Genomic DNA, 17,857 nt, shown 5'->3' with positions numbered 1-17,857 from the left:
TATTCAGATACCCATGCCCCATTCAGCCGCACCAACCATCGCCCAACCGCTCTCCCGCCGCTTCTCCGTCGCCCCGATGATGGATTGGACAGACCGCCACTGCCGCTTCTTCCTGCGCCTGCTCTCCAAGCACGCCCTGCTCTACACCGAAATGGTCACCACCGGCGCGCTGCTCAACGGCGACCACGACCGCTTCTTGCGTCACAACGAAGCCGAGCACCCGCTCGCCCTGCAACTCGGTGGCAGTGTTCCGCTGGACCTGGCCGCCTGCGCCCGCATGGCCCAGGAGCACGGTTACGACGAGGTAAACCTGAATGTCGGCTGCCCGAGTGATCGGGTGCAGAACAATATGATCGGTGCGTGCCTGATGGGGCATCCGCAGTTGGTGGCCGATTGTGTGAAGGCGATGCGTGATGCGGTGTCGATTCCGGTGACGGTGAAGCATCGGATCGGGATTAATGGGCGGGACAGTTACGAGGAGTTGTGTGATTTCGTCGGCACGGTTCGGGATGCCGGGTGCACGAGTTTTACCGTGCACGCGCGGATTGCGATTCTGGAGGGGTTGTCGCCGAAGGAGAACCGCGACATTCCGCCTCTGCGTTATGACGTGGCGGCGCGGTTGAAGGCGGATTTTCCGGAGCTGGAGATTATTCTCAACGGCGGGATCAAGACGCTCGAGGCCTGTCACGAGCATTTGCAGACGTTCGACGGTGTGATGCTGGGCCGTGAGGCGTATCACAATCCTTATGTGATGGCTGAGGTGGATCAGCAGCTGTTTGGCAGCACGGCGCCGGTGATCACTCGGGCCGAGGCGCTGGCGCAGTTGCGGCCTTATATTGCCGAGCATCTGCTGGCGGGTGGCGCGATGCACCACATCACTCGGCATGTACTGGGGCTGGGCACCGGGTTTCCGGGGGCGCGCAAGTTTCGGCAGTTGTTGTCGGTGGATATTCACAAGGCTAAAGAGCCGTTGGCGTTGCTGGATCAGGCGGCAGAGTTGTTGGAGGGACGTTAATCCCTCGTCACTCACTTGCAGGTTTCGCGCGCCGGTGTCCGCGCTCTGTCTCGTTAGAAAATGGCCGCTTTGAAATGGCGGCCGTCACTTGTTCGGCCCGAGCGCTCAAAGGTCTAATTCGCAAGCTGGTCAAATCGGTAAGCATTGAGGACATGACCCAGGCCTGCTCAGCACGCTAACCGTCACCTCCATTGAACCTGCCCTCCATTTCAGCATCGTATTTACCGAGACCACGCCCCGCCTTTCAAACATCCGTTTCCAGGATGTTGCCACTGGGGCCTTCGATACGCACATGCACCCTTGAGTGGCTGTCAGCGCTCGGGTAATGTCATTAGACCCATAGGACAGAGCACGCCCATGACTTCCAAGCTGGAACAACTCAAACAAATGACCACCGTGGTTGCCGACACTGGCGACTTCGAAGCAATCGCTCGCGTTAAACCCGTGGACGCCACCACCAACCCTTCCCTGCTGCTCAAAGCAGCGGCCATTCCCGGTTATGCCGAGTTGCTGAACGCTTGCGTCAGCGACTGCAAGGGCGATGTGGGCCTGGCCAGTGACCGTTTTGGTGTGGCGGTGGGGCAAGAGATTCTGAAGGTGATTCCTGGCCGTATTTCCACTGAAGTGGATGCGCGCCTGTCGTTCGACACTGACGCCGTATTGAAGCGTGCGCACCGTCTGATCGACTTGTACGAGAAAGCCGGCGTTGGCCGCGACCGTGTGCTGATCAAGATCGCTTCCACCTGGGAAGGCATCCGCGCTGCCGAGACGCTGGAGAAGGAAGGCATCCAGACCAACCTGACCTTGCTGTTCTCTTTCGCTCAGGCGGCGGCATGTGCTGACGCTGGGGTTTTCCTGATTTCGCCGTTCGTGGGCCGTATCTACGACTGGTACAAGAAGGCCACCGGCAACGACTACACCGGCGCGGATGATCCGGGCGTGCAGTCGGTGACGCGCATCTACAACTACTACAAGGCCAATGACTACAAAACCGTAGTGATGGGTGCCAGCTTCCGTAATCTGAATCAGATCGAACAGTTGGCCGGTTGTGATCGGTTGACCATCAGCCCTGATCTGCTGGAGAAACTGGCGGCGGATACCGGCAAGCTGGAGCGCAAATTGGTGCCGGGGCATACGGGTGAAGCGCGTCTGAGCTTGAATGAAGCGCAGTTCCGTTGGTTGTCCAACGAGGATGCGATGGCGACCGAAAAACTGGCTGAGGGCATTCGTCAGTTTGCTCGGGACCAGGAGAAGCTTGAGGCGTTGTTGCAGGCCAAGCTGTGATTTGAGTTAGCTGGATGCAAAAAGGGCGAACCATGGGTTCGCCCTTTTTTTGCGTTGAATTCGGGTAATGGGCTTAGCACTGGAAGATGTGGTGATTGTTAGGGCGCCTTCGCGGGCAAGCCCGCTCCCACAGGGAATTAATCAGTGACGCTCCAGCGCGTTCACCAGGTCATGAAACGCCTCACGGTTGGAGTCGTTCAGGCCCATGAGGATTTTGTGTGCTTCGAGGACTTTGATTCGCACCACTTCTTCGGACTGGTCCTGGTCTGGCAGGTCGGTCAGGCATTCAGGGCATGGGATCGGACGGTCAACGATGTTGAACACTTGCTCGAAGCCCATGGACTGCAGCAGACGGGTGATGTCTTCGTGGGTGGTGACGACAGTCGGCAACAGGCCGACTTTTTGCCGCGACAGAATCGACAGCTTGGCCAGCAGGCCCAGGGTGGTGCTGTCGATGCTACGGGTTTCAGTCAGGTCGATCACGATGGCGTTGAAGTTCAACGCAGTGAAGATCCGCTCAATAGTCGCATCCAACGCCGAACACAAGGTCAGGCGAACTTCACCGACGAACTTCAGGACGAAGGTGCCGTCCTGCTCGGCGAACTGGATTCTACCGGTACTCATTAAAGATTCCTGCTCAACACCAACAGGGCGATATCATCCGGCATCTCCCCTAGCGTGGCCAATCCAAAAACCTGGCGCAGACCATCCAGGCTGCCGCCCGCCGCTTTGACCCGTTGAGGCAAAGCAGCTTCTTTATCTTTGAGTGTGGGTTCTGGCAAAAGGTCCAGAATGCCATCAGACATCAGCGTCAGGCTGAATACCGGTGGCAGCTCCAGTACGTGGTCTTCGTAGGTGGCTTCATTGAAGAGGCCCACCGGCAGACCACGCCCTTCCAGGTAACGAACACTGTCTGGCGTGTACAACACGGGCAACGGCAGATGACCGCCGATGCTATAGGTCAACAAACCTGTCTCCTCGTCGATGACTCCACCGACCATTGTGACGTGTTTACCCAGCTTACAACTGATCAGGCCCCGGTTGATATGACCAAGGACTTCTGAAGGCTTGAATTCCGGCAATGTGCCGTTGCGCTTGGATTCGAACAGCAAGCGCGTGGTCATGAACTTCAGCAGCACGGTGACGAAGGCTGAAGAGGCGCCATGACCGGAAACGTCCGCCAGGTAGAACGCTACCCGACGCTCGTCGACCCGAAAGTAGTCGACGAAATCGCCCGACAGGTACAGCGACGGGATGATCTGGTGCGCAAACTGGAACTCGTTGATGGTCCAGGGGCTCACCGGCAGCATGTTCATCTGCACCTGGCGACCGGCGTTCTGGTCTTCCTGGAGCAAGTTCAGGCTGGCTTCGAGCTCGCGGTTGGCCTTTTCCAGCTTCTCGCGGTAGCGCTGGTTTTCCAGCAGCAGACGCGCACGATCCAGGGCACGGCGCACGGAGTGCTCGAGTACGGCGAGATCTTCGAGAGGCTTGATCAGGTAGTCCGCTGCGCCCAGGCGCAGGGCCTCGACGGCGTCGTTCATCACACCGGCGCCCGAAACCACGATTACCGGGGTTTGCGGCGACAGTTCGGTGACCTGGCGAATGAGTTCGAGTCCGCCCATCTGCGGCATGCGCAGATCGCAGATGACCAAGTCGGGCTTGTCTTGCTCGAATACCTGAAGACCCTGCTGGCCATTGCTGGCCTGCAGGACACTGAAACCACTGTCTTCCAAGTAGGCCGCGAGGCTCGCACGCACTACTTCGTCATCATCGATTATCAGCAGCGTGGCACTGGTTTTTGGCATGTGGGCAAACGGCGCCAGAATTAGGTTGGCGTAGCAGGCTGGGCATTTGGCCCTGCACACACTACTGGATTCGCTTTCTAGCCTCTCTGCTGCACCGTTTTCGAGCGTTTGCCCTACTCACTGTTCCACCAGAGGTGCCCTTCTAAGGCGCAGACGGTACTCCCATCCGCGAGGCGTTTCAAGCTCACGCCGATGGTCGCTTGACGTCTTTACTTGTCAAATCACCGAGAGTTATAAGAACAGGCAAAACCGTAACCCAAAGGAAGGATCGAGCCCATGAGCCAAACCGATCGGGACTACAGCGAAAAGCGCGATTTCATCCGCATGCGGGTTGATGCCGATGTGTCGCTGATTCATGAAGGCGATGAGGTGCAAGCCGTCTGCATCGACCTTTCCAGCACTGGCATGCAGCTGGAGGCGCCCCGCTCATTCAAGGTCGGTGACCGGCTCAGCGTGCGGATCGATTCCGATCACGCAGCCCTCAAAGGCCTTGAAGCCGACACCGAGGTGGTGTGGGTGAAAGCACAGGACGGTGGCGGCCAGAAACTCGGGCTTACAATCCTGAAGATGAAATAGCCCTGACTTCACCCGCAAGCCAAACGAAAGAAGGCGGCCAATTGGCCGCCCTCTTCGTTTTACCGGTCGAGATTAAAAATCGTCTTCGACCTTACCGTCCTTGACTTTGAATTCGCGGTTTTGCAGGTATGCATTGCGAATAAAGGTGTATTTGTCGCCAGTGATCAGTTTCTCGGCCGACAACAGGCTGGCGCGAGTGTCGACGATGTTCAGGCCGTAAATCGAGTTACGTACCGGTATATCGTTGATGTAAGGGTACGGACCGGTATAGCCATCGACATACTTGGAAGGCGTATCACGCAAGGTGCTTGGACCCAGCAGCGGCAGCATCACGTACGGGCCGCTGCCCACGCCCCAGTAACCGAGGGTCTGGCCGAAGTCTTCGTCGTTGCGGTGCAGGCCCATCTTGGTGCCCACGTCGAAGAAGCCCAGCAGGCCGAAGGTGCTGTTGAAGATCAAACGCGCGGTGTCGACGCCAGCCGCAGCGGGCTTGGCCTGCAACACGTCGTTGGCGAGGTTGGTCACATCGCCGACGTTGCGGAACATGTTGTGGATGCCGTCTTCCAGGAACTGCGGTGTGACGAACTGGTAGCCCTGAGCCAACGGCTTCAGTGCGTAGGTGTCGACAAAGTCGTTGAATTTGTAGATCGGGCGGTTGATGCTTTCCCAAGGGTCTTCTTCCGTGGCGGCCTGAGTCGCAAACGGAACCAGCAATACACTGGCACACATACAAAGCTGAGCGAGTCGATTGCTCCAGCGCATAAGAAACTCCTTGGATTGTACTGACGCGGGCGCTTGGCCCAGGCGCAAAGACCGCTATTATATGACGGAAAACCCGGTTTAGGCAGCATCGTGCACGATGGTCTACGAACGACGCCTCCTGACGGCGAGCGATTCACATCCGTGTCACTCGATTGTCATCGTCCATGAATAGCCTTGTCGCTATTTCAAGGACGTTTCCATGCCGCACGCCGAAGTCTTGCCCCTTGCCGCACCGAATCTGACCGCCGTGCTGTTCGGTCTCAGTGGTTGCCTGGTGGATTTCGGCGCGCGCACGCATCAGCACGGCACCGTTTCTGCCGAGCATGCCGAGGTCACGCCCGGCGCCCTGGAGAGCCTGTCCAGCTTGCAGCGACAACGGATTCCCTGCGCCTGGCTTGATGAACTACCCCCTGCCCTCAGCCATTCTCTGGCCGTCGCACTTCCGGCCTGGATCAAATCTTTGCAACACTCGGAAACAATCAATCCATGGCCGGCCCCGAATGCCTGCTGGCAAGCCTTGATGGCGTTGAATGTCGAGCGCCTGGACGGTTGCGTGCTGGTCAGCGGCGAGCCGCGACTGCTGCAATCGGGCCTGAACGCCGGGCTGTGGACCATCGGCCTGGCGTCGTGCGGCTCGCTATGCGGGCTCGCGCCGAACGAATGGCAAGCCTTGAGCCAGAAGGAACGGGAACACTTGCGCGGCAAGGCGACGGTGCAGTTGTTCGGCCTGGGCGTGCATTCGGTGATCGATCATCTGGGCGAGCTCGATACCTGCCTGGCCGATATCAGCCTGCGTCGGCTCAAAGGCGAAAAGCCCTGACTGAGATCATGCAGGTTGCGCGCGAGTGGATTAATCTAAAGGTCAGCCATAGACCTTTTGGCGCGCCGCTGCGGTCTATGCCAGTGCCTATTGATAAAAGGAAGAACGCCATGCCCGCCCGCGAACTGCAAGATCAGCTCAATAAACTGCGCGAGCAATTGGAACAGAATCCGCCACTGACCGAAGCCGAGCGCGAAGACCTGCACGCGCTGATGCAACAGATCCAACTGGAGCTTGAGCTGGAAACCAAAACCCAGGACACCAACCTCGCCGACAATGTGAATCTGGCCGTCGAGCGCTTCGAACTCGAACATCCCACATTGGCCGGCACCTTGCGCAACATTGTGCAAGCCTTGGGCAATATGGGGATCTGAACCTGCCAGATGCAAAAAAGCCCCGCTATCGATAGCGGGGCTTTTTCATATCCGGGATTCGCGAATGCAATCCCGCAATGGCTCTTTATTGTCGGACCAAGCGATGGTTCGGCAGTTGCACCTCTTCGGTGCTGCGATACGGGTTGATGTCCAATCCACCACGACGCACATACCGCGCGTACACCGTCAATTTCTCCGGCTTCAGCAACCGCTGCAGGTCGAGGAAAATCCGCTCTACGCACTGCTCATGGAAGTCCGAGTGCTGGCGGAAGCTCACGATGTATTCCAGCAAACTCGCGTGATCCAGCGCCGCGCCACGATACTCCACCACCACGCTGCCCCAGTCCGGCTGACTGGTGACCGGGCAGTTGGATTTGAGCAAATGGCTGTGCACGCACTCTTCAACGATCCGCGACTCATCGCAACGCAGCAGTTCCGGACGCGGATGCTCATAGTTGCTGACACTGATGTCCAGGTCATCGATGCACACGCCCGGCAACGCCACGACGCCTTCCGCCTCTACCTCTTTCAGGCTGCGAACCCGCACGCCCACCGATTTGCCGGCAGCGGCCGAGAGGTCTTTCACCAGCGTCGCTTCAAGGCTCGCGGTGTCGGCAAATGGCGTCTGGTTCAGCGAGTTGAGGTACAGCTTGAACGACTTCGACTCGATGATGTTCGGCGAATCCGCCGGGATGCTGAATTCGCCGATCGCCACCACAGGCTTGCCGGACGGCAACAGCCACGACAGCTCGAAGCAGTTCCAGAAGTCCACGCCCTTGTACGGCAGGGTTTGCGCGGTCAGGCCCAACTCGGCCCATTTCGCGGCGCGCGGGATCGGGAACAGCAAGGACGGCGTGTAGGTGGCGATGTATTCGCTGGATTTGCCCAGCGGCGAATGTTCGGCTGCGGGATGCATGGCGGAAACCTGACTGAAGAATCAGCGGATTCTACCAGCCTTTGCTCCCGCCTTTGAGTGCTTACTGACTGACTGTCAGTTTGCCGACCATGCCGGCCTGGTAATGGCCGGGGATGTTGCAGGCGAATTCCAGGTTAGTGGCCTTGGTGAAGGTCCAGGTCAGCTCGGCGGTTTTACCCGGCTCCACCAACACACTGTTGGGGTCGTCATGCTTCATGCCGTGACCCATGGCGCCATGATCCATTCCGGCCATGGAACCGTGGTCCATGGCCTTCATACCTGTAGGCATCAGCATGCCGCTTTGCTGCATCTGGAGCATTTCCTGCTGATGCCTGGCATGCATCTGTGCATCGCCGAGGTTGAATTCGTGCAGCAACTGGCCTTTATTCACCAGTACGAGACGCACGGTTTCCCCGGCCTTGATATCGATGGTCTTGGGGCTGAAGGTCATATCGCCCATTACCACTTCGACGCTGCGGGTGGCCTGGGCGGCCGAGGCCGATTGACCGAAATCGTAGGTCTGCGCCGGTGAGGCTTCCAGCCCTAAACTCAGAGTCAGCAAACAAGCGGACAGTGCCAGACGCTTTTGCAAAAACATAGTCGCACTCCAACAAGATGAGGTTCAGCTTGTGGGAAACTCTACCCCGTCGGCTCTGCCAGCTACCTGACAGGCAGATTACAACTTTGTCAGGTTGGCCTGCTTCCTCGCCGCCCACGGTATAACGCACCTGTTCAAACTGCCCGAGTCGCCCATGAAACTGCTGATCGTCGAAGACCAACCGAAAACCGGCCATTACTTACGCCAGGGCCTGACCGAGGCTGGCTTCAACACCGAACTGGTGGCCGATGGCACCACCGGCCAGCAACTGGCCTTGAGCGGCGATTACGCCTTGTTGATTCTCGATGTGATGCTCCCCGGTCGCGATGGCTGGCAGATTCTGCAAGCGGTGCGCAGTGCAGGCCTGGACACGCCGGTACTGTTTTTGACCGCACGAGACGCGGTGGAGGACCGAGTCCATGGCCTGGAACTGGGCGCCGACGATTACCTGGTCAAACCTTTCGCCTTCTCCGAACTGCTGGCCCGGGTTCGCAGCCTGCTGCGTCGCGGCAGCGCCACGCCCCAGGAAACCAGCCTGCAACTGGCCGATTTGCGCCTGGACCTGATCCGTCGCCGGGTCGAGCGTAACGGTCAGCGCATCGACCTGACCGCCAAGGAATTCGCCCTGCTGGAAATGCTCCTGCGGCGCCAGGGCGAAGTTCTGCCCAAGTCGCTGATCGCGTCCCAGGTGTGGGACATGAATTTCGACAGCGACACCAACGTCATCGAAGTGGCGATCCGCCGGTTGCGCCTGAAGATCGACGACGATTTCCCGAACAAGTTGATTCACACCGTGCGCGGCATGGGTTACGTCCTTGAAGAGCGCCCCGCCTGATGCGCCGGCTTTCATTAAGCAACCGCCTGGCACTGCTGTTTGCCGCCTGCACTGCGGTGGTGTCGTTGTTCGCCGGAGTGTTGTTCAGCCGCGCCAGCGAGGCGCACTTTGTCGAGCTGGACCAGCAGTTGCTGGATGACAAATTGATTGGTTTACGCCGGGCGCTGGATGACATTCAGGCCGGCGACGCCGAAGCCAGGCTGGCCGATGAATTGAGCCGACAGGCCGATCTTTCGCTGCGCATCATTAGCAGTGACGGCCAACGCATGTACGACAGTTCGCCCAGCGTGCCCAAAGATTTACCGCGCAAGCGTGGCCTGTCGACAGTGAGCGACGACGGCACCGATTACCGCGTCCTGAATGCGCCGCTGTTCCTCGACAAACCCGACTCACCGCAACTGACCTTGTTGCTGGACATTACCCATCACCAGCACTTTCTGCAGCGCATGCAGCACCTGATCTGGCTGACAGTCGGCCTCTCGGCCCTGGCCACCGCCCTGCTCGGTGCCTGGGCGGCGCGCAGTGGTTTGCGTCCGTTGCTGCGCATGAGTGCGGTCGCCAGCGGCGTATCGGCGCAATCGCTCAACGCCCGCCTGCCGGAAGCAGACATGCCGCCCGAACTCGCGGAAATGGCCCACAGCTTCAACGCCATGCTCGGACGCCTCGATGACTCTTTTCAGCGGCTCTCGGCCTTCTCCGCCGACATCGCCCATGAACTGCGCACACCGCTGTCGAACCTGCTGACCCACACCCAAGTCACCCTCACCCGCCCTCGCCCCCTTGAGGATTACCGCGAGGCTCTGCACAGCAACCTCGAAGAACTGCAATGGATGGCGCAACTGGTCAACGACATGCTGTACCTGGCCAAGGCTGATCACGGTTTGCTGATGCCCAAGCGCGAACCGCTGGACCTGGCGGAAGAAGCGGATGTGCTGCTGGAGTTTTTCGCGCCGCTGGCTGAGGACGCCCGGGTGAAGTTGAGTCGTGACGGCCACGCGAGCATGCAGGGCGATCGCAGCATGTTGCGCCGGGCACTGTCCAATTTGCTGGACAATGCGTTGCGGTTTACCCCGGCTGGTGGTGAGGTGCGGGTAAAGATCGTCGAGCAACCGGCAGGCTTGAGCCTGACCGTTGAAAACAGTGGTGAAGGGATTTCCGAGGACCTGGTGCCGCGTTTGTTTGACCGCTTCTACCGGGCAGACCCCGCGCGCCGTGAAGGCAGCAGTGAGCATGCGGGATTGGGATTGGCGATCACCCAGTCGATCATCCGCGCCCATGGCGGGCAGATTCGTTGCGAATCGGCTCAGGGGTGGACGCGGTTCATAATTGAGTTGCCAAGAAAGGACTGAGGCCAGCAGGACTGGCCCCTTCGCGGTCTAACGGACTACGAATACCGCAACGCAGTAGCCGGCTCGACTTTCGCCGCCCGCCACGCCGGATAAACCGTCGCCAGAAAGCTCATGATGAAACCGGCGGAGCAGATCAACAGCACATCCGCGCCCTGCAATTCGGACGGCAAGTTGCTGACGAAGTACACATCGGAACTGAAGATGTGCTGCCCGCTGACCCGCTCCATCCAGCCCACCAGTTCACTGACGTTCAACGCCGCGATCACGCCCAGCACACCACCGATCAAGGTGCCGACAATCCCGATCACCGTGCCCTGCACCATGAAGATCGCCATGATCTGCCGAGGTGTGGCGCCGATGGTGCGCAGGATCGCGATGTCCGCGCCCTTGTCGTTGACCACCATGATCAGGGTGGCGATGATGTTGAACGCCGCCACCGCGACGATCATCAGCAACAGCAGGCCGATCATGGTTTTTTCCATTTTCATCGCACTGAACAGACTGCCCTGGGTGTGGGTCCAGTCGTCAGCCTTGTAGGCGGCGCCCAGACCGGTCGCGATGTCGCTCGATACTTGCGGCGCGGCGTACAGATCCTTCACCGCCAGGCGCACGCTCTGCACCTGATTCGGTTGCCAGTGCTGCATCTGCGCGGCATCGGCCATGTGGATCAGCGCCATCGAACCGTCCAGTTCGGCGCCGACCTTGAACACGCCCACCACGTTCAGCCGCTGCATGCGCGGGGTGATGCCACCCGGTGCATTGCTGACTTCCGGCACGATCAGGGTGATCTTGTCGCCGACGTTCAAGCGAAAGCGCCGCGCGGTGATCTCGCCGATCACCACGCCGAATTCGCCCGGCTTCAAGGCGTCGAGACGCCCCTGAACAATGTGCTTGGCAACGATCGAGACCTTGCTTTCCAGCGCCGGATCGACCCCGCTGACCTGGATCGGCTGCATGGTGCCCTTGTAGGACAGCATGCCTTCCATCTCGGTGAATGGCACGGCGGCGGTGACTTCAGGATTCTTCATCGCCGCGGCGGCCACCGGCTGCCAATCGTCGATAGGGTTCACGCCGACGATGGTCGCGTGGGGCACCATGCCGAGGATGCGCGAGCTCATTTCGCGCTGGAAGCCGTTCATCACCGACAGCACCACGATCATCGCCAGCACGCCCAGGGCGAGGCCGATCATCGAGGTCATCGAGATGAAGGAAACAAAGCGATTGCGGCGCTTGGCGCGGGTATAGCGCGTGCCGATAAAGATCGATAACGGTCTGAACATTCGCTGGGGCACCGTATAAAAATAAAAGACCCGACGCACTGTTCAGTGTGCCGGGTTTCAGCCAATCAGATGGGGGTCAGGTAACCTTCCTGCAAATGCAGGACGCGATCCATCTGGCGAGCCAGGTTCATGTCGTGGGTCACCACCAGGAACGCCGTGCGCATCGAGGTGCTGAGTTCCAGCATCAAATCCTGAATGCCCTGGGCGGTGTGGGAGTCGAGGTTGCCGGTCGGCTCGTCGAGCATCACCAAGCCTGGCTTGTTCACCAGGGCGCGGGCAATGGCCACACGCTGGCGTTCGCCACCGGACAATTCCGCCGGCTTGTGCTCCAGGCGATGGCCCAGCCCTACCCGCTCCAGCAACGCCGTCGCACGCTGACGCGCTTCCGGGATCGCGGTCTTGCCGATCAGCAGCGGCATGCAGACGTTTTCCAGCGCGGTGAACTCAGGCAGCAAGTGGTGGAACTGGTAAACGAAACCCAGAGACCGGTTGCGCAACAGGCCACGGGCCTTTTCGTTCAGGGCGGAGAGTTCTTCACCGGCCAGCCAGACGCTGCCCTTGGTCGGCGTATCGAGGCCGCCCAGCAGGTTGAGCAAGGTACTTTTGCCCGAACCCGACGTACCGACGATCGCCACGCGCTCACCCGGATGCAGTTCCAGTTGCAGACCGGCCAGAACCTCTACCGATTCCGGGCCTTCCACGTAGGATTTGCCCAGGTTGCGGCAGCTCAAGATTGCTTTATCACTCATGCCCGACTCACTCATAACGTAGCGCCTCCGCAGGCTGGGTGCGCGCGGCACGCCAGGCTGGATACAGGGTGGCGAGGAAACTCAGGACCAACGCGGCGGCGCAGACCATCAACACGTCCTGGCTCTGCACTTGCGACGGCAGGTAATCGATGAAATACACGTCGGCGTTCAAGAACTTGTGGCCGATCAGCCCTTCCAGGGCCGCGATCGCGGCGCTGACGTTCAGCGCGGCGAAGATCCCGACCACGGCGCCGATCAGCGTACCGACCACACCAATGACCGTGCCCTGGACCATGAACGTCGCCATGATCGAGCCCGGTGTGGCGCCCAGGGTACGCAGGATCGCGATGTCGCCCTTCTTGTCGTTCACCACCATCACCAGCGTGGAAATGATGTTGAACGCAGCAACGGCGACGATCAGCAGCAACAGCAGGCCGATCATGGCTTTTTCCATGCGGATCGCCTGATACAGGTTGCCGTGGGTACGAGTCCAGTCGCGGGCGTAGTAACGGTCTTCGCCGAGCTGCTGGGCGATAGTCCACGCGGTGCGCGGCGCCTGGAACAGGTCGTCGAACTTCAGTCGCAAGCCCTGGACCTGATCCGGTTGCCAGCGGTGCAACCTGGCCAAATCCTGCAGATTGGTCAGGCCCAGATAGCCGTCCAGCTCACCGGCGCCGACATGGAAGATGCCGACCACGGTAAAGCGTTTCATGCGCGGGAACATCCCGGCCGGGGTCACGGTGACTTCCGGCGCGACAAACGTCAGCTTGTCGCCAACCGCCGCGCCGAGCTTGGCTGCCGCCTTGTCTCCGATGACGATGCCGAAACTGCCCGGCGCCAGGTCGTCTAGTTTGCCCTGCTGCATGAAGTTATCAATGATCGACACCTGCCGTTCCTGCACAGGGTCGATGGCATTGAGCAGCACTTTGGAAACCTTGCCGTTGTTGGTCAGCAGGCCCTGCATCTGGACGAAGGGCGCAACCGCCGCCACCTGCGGGTTCTGCTTGACCTTGGCGGCCAGGCTTTGCCAGTCGCTGATCGGCTCGCCGGACTCGATGGTCGCGTGGGGCACCATGCCCAGCACACGGGTGCGCATCTCATGATCGAAGCCGTTCATGACCGATAACACAACGATCATCACGACCACGCCGAGGGCGAGTCCGATCATCGAGGTCAGGGAAATGAATGACACAAAATGATTGCGACGTTTTGCACGGGTATAACGCGTGCCGATAAATACGAAGAGAGGTCTGAACATGTCGGGGCTTGTTCGGAGGGAAAAGGAACGTCCTTGTGGCGGGGGTCGATAACCAGCTTTACACTCAGACCACCGCCGCTACCATGGGTTCGCCATGTCGACATTAGATGAAGAAGATCGCCGCGAATACTACCGTATCGAGGACACGATCGCACTGGAAATTCGGCCCCTGTCTGCTCCCGAAGCAGCAGGCCAGGAAGTGTTGCAGGATGCTTCCCCGCTATTCAACCTGCTCAGCGAACTGCACCTGAGCGAATTCGAGTCGCAACACCTGTTGCGCCAGATCAACGAACGCGACCGAGCCATCGCCGCGTTCCTCAAATCACAGAACAAACGCATCGATCTGCTAAGCCAGGTGGTCGCCCTGACCGTGCTCGGACAGATCGGCGAACCGCAGCCGGTGATCATCTCCGAAGGCGGCATCGACTTTCAGCATCCGACGCCCATTGCCGTCGGCGCGCACCTGTCGGTCAAGCTGGTGCTGATGCCACAAGCCCTCGGCCTGTTACTGCGGGCCCGCGTCACCCATTGCGACCGCAAGGGTGGCGGCTACGACGTCGGCACCGAATTCGAATACCTGTCCGATGCCCAGCGACAACTGCTGGCCCGCTACATCTTGCAGCGACAGGCACAAGAACGACGCCTGGCGCGCGAACAAAACGAAAACGGCCATTAATTAAGGAAGAACCGTGACTCTCATCTACGGCCATCGCGGCGCCAAGGGCGAAGCACCGGAAAACACCCTGACCAGCTTTCAGCAATGCCTCAAGCACGGCGTGCGCCGCTGCGAACTGGACCTGCACCTGTCCAAGGACGGCGAGTTGATGGTGATCCACGACCCGACCCTCAAACGCACCACAGACCGCCGCGGCAAAGTGGCCGAACACACGGCTGCGGAACTGGTGACCTACGACGCGCGCAAGGGCGGCCCGGGCTGGATCAAACCCTGCCCGATCCCGACGCTGGAAGAGTTGTTCGAAAAATGCGATTTCGAGCACTGGCAGCTGGAAGTCAAAAGCGCTTCACGCACCCGTGCCGCAACCACCGTGCTGGCGATTCGCGAAATGGCCCAGCGTTTCGGCATACGGGACAAGGTCACGATTACCTCGAGTTCACGCGAAGTGTTGAAAGCCGCGCTGGACCTGGTGCCGGACGTGTCTCGCGGACTGGTGGCCGAGTACGCCTGGCTCGACCCGTTGAAGGTCGCGCAAAACTATGGCTGTGAGATGCTGGCGCTGAACTGGACCCTGTGTACGCCGGAACGCCTGCAGAAGGCGCAGCGTCAGGGGCTGCATGTGTCGGTGTGGACAGTCAACGAGCCTGCGCTGATGCGCAGGCTCGCCGACTTCGGCGTTGACAGCCTGATTACAGACTTTCCCGGTTTGGCCACCGCCACGCTCGAGAATTGCTGAAATCGGTCTCCCCGGCCGGCTCAGGCCACCGGCCGGAGCCGCTCAAAAAAGCCGGTTGAGGCCATCGTACGCCGCTACCCGATAGGCTTCGGCCATGGTCGGGTAGTTGAACGTCGTGTTGACGAAGTACTTCAGGGTGTTCTGCTCGCCCGGCTGGTTCATGATCGCCTGACCGATGTGCACGATCTCCGACGCCTGATAACCGAAGCAGTGAACGCCCAGCACTTCCAGCGTCTCGCGGTGGAACAGGATCTTCAGCATGCCCTGCGGCTCGCCGGCGATCTGCGCACGCGCCATGCTCTTGAAGAATGCCTTGCCCACTTCGTACGGCACCTTGGCCTGAGTCAGCTCCTGCTCGTTCTTGCCGATCGAGCTGATCTCCGGAATGGTGTAGATGCCGGTCGGCACGTCGTTGACGAAGCGCCAGCTGCCGTTGTCGACGATACTGCCAGCGGCCGAACGGCCCTGGTCGTGGGCGGCACTGGCCAGGCTTGGCCAGCCAATCACATCACCGGCGCCATATATGTTCGGCACACAGGTGCGGTAGTTCTCGTCGACTTCGATCTGGCCACGGCTGTTGACCTTCACGCCGATGTTTTCCAGACCCAGCTGATCGGTGTTGCCGGTACGGCCGTTGCACCAGAGCAGGGCGTCGGCCTTGATCTTCTTGCCGGACTTGAGGTGCAGGATCACGCCGTTGTCCACGCCTTCGACGCGGTCGTAGTCTTCGTTGTGGCGAACCGTGATGTTGTTGTTGCTGAAGTGGTAGCTCAGGGCCTGGGAGATTTCCGAGTCGAGGAAGCTCAGCAACTGACCACGGTTGTCCACCAGCTCAACCAATACACCCAGACCACTGAAGATCGAGGCGTATTCGCAGCCGATCACGCCGGCGCCGTAAACAATGAGTTTACGCGGGGTGTGGCCGAGGCTGAGGATGGTGTCGCTATCGTAGATACGCGGGTGATGGAAATCGATGTCCGCCGGGCGATAAGGACGCGAACCGGTGGCGATGATGATGTGCTTGGCCACCAGTTTTTCGACCACGCCGTTGGCGCAGACGACTTCGATGGTTTGCTCGTCGGCGAAGCTGCCGGTGCCGAAGAACACGTCGACGCGGTTACGGGCGTAGTAGCCGGTGCGCGAGGCGACTTGTTTGGAGATAACTTTTTCAGCGCTTTTCAACACGTCCGGGAACGAGAACCAACGCGGCTCACCAATGGCCCGGAACATCGGGTTGGTGTTGAACTGCATGATCTGCCGGACCGAGTGACGCAAGGCCTTGGACGGGATGGTGCCCAGGTGGGTGCAGTTGCCGCCGACCTGGCGACGGCTATCGACCATCGCCACCTTGCGCCCTGCCTTGGCAGCGTTCATTGCCGCGCCTTCTCCCGCCGGGCCGGAACCCAACACCACCACATCGTAGTTGTAGACAGCCATGCGTACTCCTCAGAACAGGCCGCGACACCCTCGGCGCCTGCGGCTAAATCACGCCGATCGGCGGCGTGAAGGAACAATTTGGGGCCAGTGCAGAACCCGGACACAGTCTATAGAAGCGTCAACGCCGCGCACATTAACCCTTGGTCGCGTCGTAGGCTAGTTTTGCCTGCACTACAAAGCCATCGAAAAATGCTTTTGCAGCCGCAATCACTCGGTTTTCTCACCGGCCAGGCGCTCAAAAGCCTGATTGGTGCGTGTGACAAAACCTGTATCGGCACGAATCACAAAGAATGCAGCAATGTCATGCGTTTGGGCATAGTCCCAACCCCGTTCAGGGCCAAGAATCAGCAACAGCGTCGATAAGCCATCGGCCATCAAAGCTGAAGGATGAATCACCGTGACTGACGCCAGGGTGTGTAGGACCGGTGTTCCGGTGCGGGCATCGAAGGTGTGGGAATAGCGCCGGCCACCCTGCTCGAAATAGTTACGGTAATCACCGGAGGTGGACACGCCGTAGCCGTCGACGGCAATGATGCGCTCGGCCACTTGCTGATCATCACGGGGTTCTTCCAGGGCGATGCGCCACGGTGAGCCGTCGAGTTTTTTACCGACGGCCTTGAGTTCACCGGTGGCTTCAGCGAGGTAGTCGTGGATGCCCAGCGCTTCGAGTTCGGCGGCAATCGTGTCGACCGCGTAACCGGCAGCGATGCTGTTGAAGTCGACCTCCACTGCGGCATCCTTGCACAACTGGTCACCTTCGATGCGCAGGTGATTATGACCGACACGCTGCTGCACCTCGGCCAGTGCTTCGGCGCTCGGGACTTTTTCCTCACGCGCCTGCGGGCCAAATCCCCAGAGGTTGAGCAGCGGTTCCACCGTCAGGTCGTAGGAGCCGTCACTTTGCAAAGACAAGCGCTCGCCGACGCGGACCAATTCGAGGATCGGCGCAGGCATTGTCTGGCAGTGGTTGGCGGGCAGGTTATTGAAGCGTTCGATGTCGGAGTCACTGCGATAGGTCGACATTTGCCGATCGACATCAGAGAGTATTTTTTCGACCTGGACGCGGACTTCCGCCGGTGCGGGAAGACCGGCATGGCGCACGTATTGGATCGAATAGCTGCTGCCCATGGTCGGGCCGTCGAAGCGTTCCAGGCTATCGCCGTTGCCACAACCGGACAAAATCCCGACCACTACCACAAGCCCTCTCCATCGTCCAGTTAACAAATCTTCATCTCCCCTCAAAACCGCGCCCGCCATTATGGGCTTCAGAGCGCATGGGAGCGAGCCTGCTCGCGATAGCGGTGACCGGTTTTACGATTGCTGCGCAATCGAACGGGAGCAAGCTCCCTCGCCACATAGGTGCAGCGCTTTCAAACAAGATCGACCA

19 protein-coding genes are annotated in these 17,857 nt (G+C 59.7%); 9 read left to right on the top strand and 10 right to left on the bottom strand.

Going from position 1 to position 17,857, the window contains the following annotated elements:
* The first annotated feature begins 13 nt into the window (after positions 1 to 13).
* On the top strand, positions 14 to 1,015 hold the full coding sequence (gene dusA / locus LOY28_RS09995; protein WP_258613555.1) for a tRNA dihydrouridine(20/20a) synthase DusA: 1,002 nt from the start codon (positions 14 to 16) through the stop codon (positions 1,013 to 1,015).
* A 357-nt stretch (positions 1,016 to 1,372) separates the two neighbouring features.
* Positions 1,373 to 2,299 (top strand): transaldolase, encoded by a 927-nt coding sequence (tal, locus tag LOY28_RS09990; protein ID WP_258613553.1) that lies wholly within the window; start codon positions 1,373 to 1,375, stop codon positions 2,297 to 2,299.
* 141 nt (positions 2,300 to 2,440) lie between these two features.
* Here tal and rssC read toward each other — a convergent pair whose 3' ends face one another.
* Both rssC and rssB read right to left on the bottom strand, forming a co-directional pair.
* On the bottom strand, positions 2,441 to 2,923 hold the full coding sequence (rssC, locus tag LOY28_RS09985) for an anti-sigma factor antagonist RssC (RefSeq protein ID WP_007935262.1): 483 nt from the start codon (positions 2,921 to 2,923) through the stop codon (positions 2,441 to 2,443).
* A complete protein-coding gene (gene rssB / locus LOY28_RS09980; protein WP_018928140.1) occupies positions 2,923 to 4,104 on the bottom strand; it encodes a two-component system response regulator RssB in 1,182 nt (393 codons plus the stop codon). The genes rssC and rssB overlap by 1 nt, the downstream gene beginning before the upstream one ends.
* 276 nt (positions 4,105 to 4,380) lie before the next feature.
* On the opposite strand from rssB, the gene LOY28_RS09975 reads away from it, so the two are divergent.
* Positions 4,381 to 4,680, top strand: coding sequence for a PilZ domain-containing protein (locus LOY28_RS09975; protein WP_258613552.1), 300 nt, complete (start codon positions 4,381 to 4,383; stop codon positions 4,678 to 4,680).
* A gap of 72 nt (positions 4,681 to 4,752) precedes the next feature.
* On the opposite strand, the gene LOY28_RS09970 is transcribed toward LOY28_RS09975, so the two are convergent.
* Positions 4,753 to 5,442 (bottom strand): VacJ family lipoprotein, encoded by a 690-nt coding sequence (locus LOY28_RS09970; RefSeq protein ID WP_258613551.1) that lies wholly within the window; start codon positions 5,440 to 5,442, stop codon positions 4,753 to 4,755.
* A gap of 199 nt (positions 5,443 to 5,641) precedes the next feature.
* Here LOY28_RS09970 and LOY28_RS09965 point away from each other — a divergent pair, with 199 nt between their 5' ends.
* Positions 5,642 to 6,262, top strand: coding sequence for an HAD family phosphatase (locus LOY28_RS09965; RefSeq protein WP_258613548.1), 621 nt, complete (start codon positions 5,642 to 5,644; stop codon positions 6,260 to 6,262).
* A gap of 110 nt (positions 6,263 to 6,372) precedes the next feature.
* Entirely contained in the window at positions 6,373 to 6,636 is a 264-nt protein-coding gene (locus tag LOY28_RS09960) for a DUF4404 family protein (protein ID WP_018928143.1), read from the top strand.
* Between the two features lie 85 nt (positions 6,637 to 6,721).
* Here LOY28_RS09960 and queF read toward each other — a convergent pair whose 3' ends face one another.
* The gene (gene queF / locus LOY28_RS09955) at positions 6,722 to 7,552 is read right to left on the bottom strand and encodes an NADPH-dependent 7-cyano-7-deazaguanine reductase QueF (RefSeq protein WP_064616955.1); all 831 of its coding nucleotides are present in this window, start codon (positions 7,550 to 7,552) and stop codon (positions 6,722 to 6,724) included.
* A gap of 61 nt (positions 7,553 to 7,613) precedes the next feature.
* Positions 7,614 to 8,150 (bottom strand): cupredoxin family protein, encoded by a 537-nt coding sequence (locus tag LOY28_RS09950; RefSeq protein ID WP_258613544.1) that lies wholly within the window; start codon positions 8,148 to 8,150, stop codon positions 7,614 to 7,616.
* A 154-nt stretch (positions 8,151 to 8,304) separates the two neighbouring features.
* Here LOY28_RS09950 and LOY28_RS09945 point away from each other — a divergent pair, with 154 nt between their 5' ends.
* Entirely contained in the window at positions 8,305 to 8,985 is a 681-nt protein-coding gene (locus LOY28_RS09945) for a heavy metal response regulator transcription factor (RefSeq protein WP_064616953.1), read from the top strand.
* The gene (locus LOY28_RS09940) at positions 8,985 to 10,334 is read left to right on the top strand and encodes a heavy metal sensor histidine kinase (protein ID WP_018928147.1); all 1,350 of its coding nucleotides are present in this window, start codon (positions 8,985 to 8,987) and stop codon (positions 10,332 to 10,334) included. The genes LOY28_RS09945 and LOY28_RS09940 overlap by 1 nt, the downstream gene beginning before the upstream one ends.
* Before the next feature lie 35 nt (positions 10,335 to 10,369).
* On the opposite strand, the gene LOY28_RS09935 is transcribed toward LOY28_RS09940, so the two are convergent.
* The 3 genes from LOY28_RS09935 to LOY28_RS09925 form a co-directional block, all read right to left on the bottom strand.
* The gene (locus LOY28_RS09935; RefSeq protein ID WP_018928148.1) at positions 10,370 to 11,614 is read right to left on the bottom strand and encodes a lipoprotein-releasing ABC transporter permease subunit; all 1,245 of its coding nucleotides are present in this window, start codon (positions 11,612 to 11,614) and stop codon (positions 10,370 to 10,372) included.
* Between the two features lie 65 nt (positions 11,615 to 11,679).
* Positions 11,680 to 12,363 carry a lipoprotein-releasing ABC transporter ATP-binding protein LolD gene (lolD, locus tag LOY28_RS09930; protein WP_020700644.1) on the bottom strand — a complete coding sequence of 228 codons (684 nt, stop codon included), beginning with the start codon at positions 12,361 to 12,363 and terminating at the stop codon, positions 11,680 to 11,682.
* A gap of 7 nt (positions 12,364 to 12,370) precedes the next feature.
* Positions 12,371 to 13,621: a lipoprotein-releasing ABC transporter permease subunit gene (locus tag LOY28_RS09925; RefSeq protein WP_018928150.1), complete on the bottom strand. Its 1,251-nt coding sequence runs from the start codon at positions 13,619 to 13,621 to the stop codon at positions 12,371 to 12,373.
* A gap of 94 nt (positions 13,622 to 13,715) precedes the next feature.
* Between LOY28_RS09925 and LOY28_RS09920 the strand changes: the two genes are divergently transcribed.
* A complete protein-coding gene (locus LOY28_RS09920; RefSeq protein ID WP_028939700.1) occupies positions 13,716 to 14,297 on the top strand; it encodes a PilZ domain-containing protein in 582 nt (193 codons plus the stop codon).
* A gap of 13 nt (positions 14,298 to 14,310) precedes the next feature.
* Entirely contained in the window at positions 14,311 to 15,033 is a 723-nt protein-coding gene (locus LOY28_RS09915; RefSeq protein WP_064616950.1) for a glycerophosphodiester phosphodiesterase family protein, read from the top strand.
* Between the two features lie 42 nt (positions 15,034 to 15,075).
* On the opposite strand, the gene sthA is transcribed toward LOY28_RS09915, so the two are convergent.
* Together sthA and LOY28_RS09905 are read right to left on the bottom strand one after the other, a co-directional pair.
* Positions 15,076 to 16,470, bottom strand: coding sequence for a Si-specific NAD(P)(+) transhydrogenase (gene sthA / locus LOY28_RS09910; RefSeq protein WP_007935284.1), 1,395 nt, complete (start codon positions 16,468 to 16,470; stop codon positions 15,076 to 15,078).
* 207 nt (positions 16,471 to 16,677) lie between these two features.
* On the bottom strand, positions 16,678 to 17,727 hold the full coding sequence (locus tag LOY28_RS09905) for an FAD:protein FMN transferase (RefSeq protein ID WP_258613542.1): 1,050 nt from the start codon (positions 17,725 to 17,727) through the stop codon (positions 16,678 to 16,680).
* Positions 17,728 to 17,857 lie beyond the last annotated feature (130 nt).

Source organism: Pseudomonas sp. B21-017, from assembly GCF_024749245.1.
Lineage (GTDB): Bacteria > Pseudomonadota > Gammaproteobacteria > Pseudomonadales > Pseudomonadaceae > Aquipseudomonas.
Note: the sequence above shows the minus strand (reverse complement) of the source record. Positions and strands in the feature narration are given on the sequence as shown.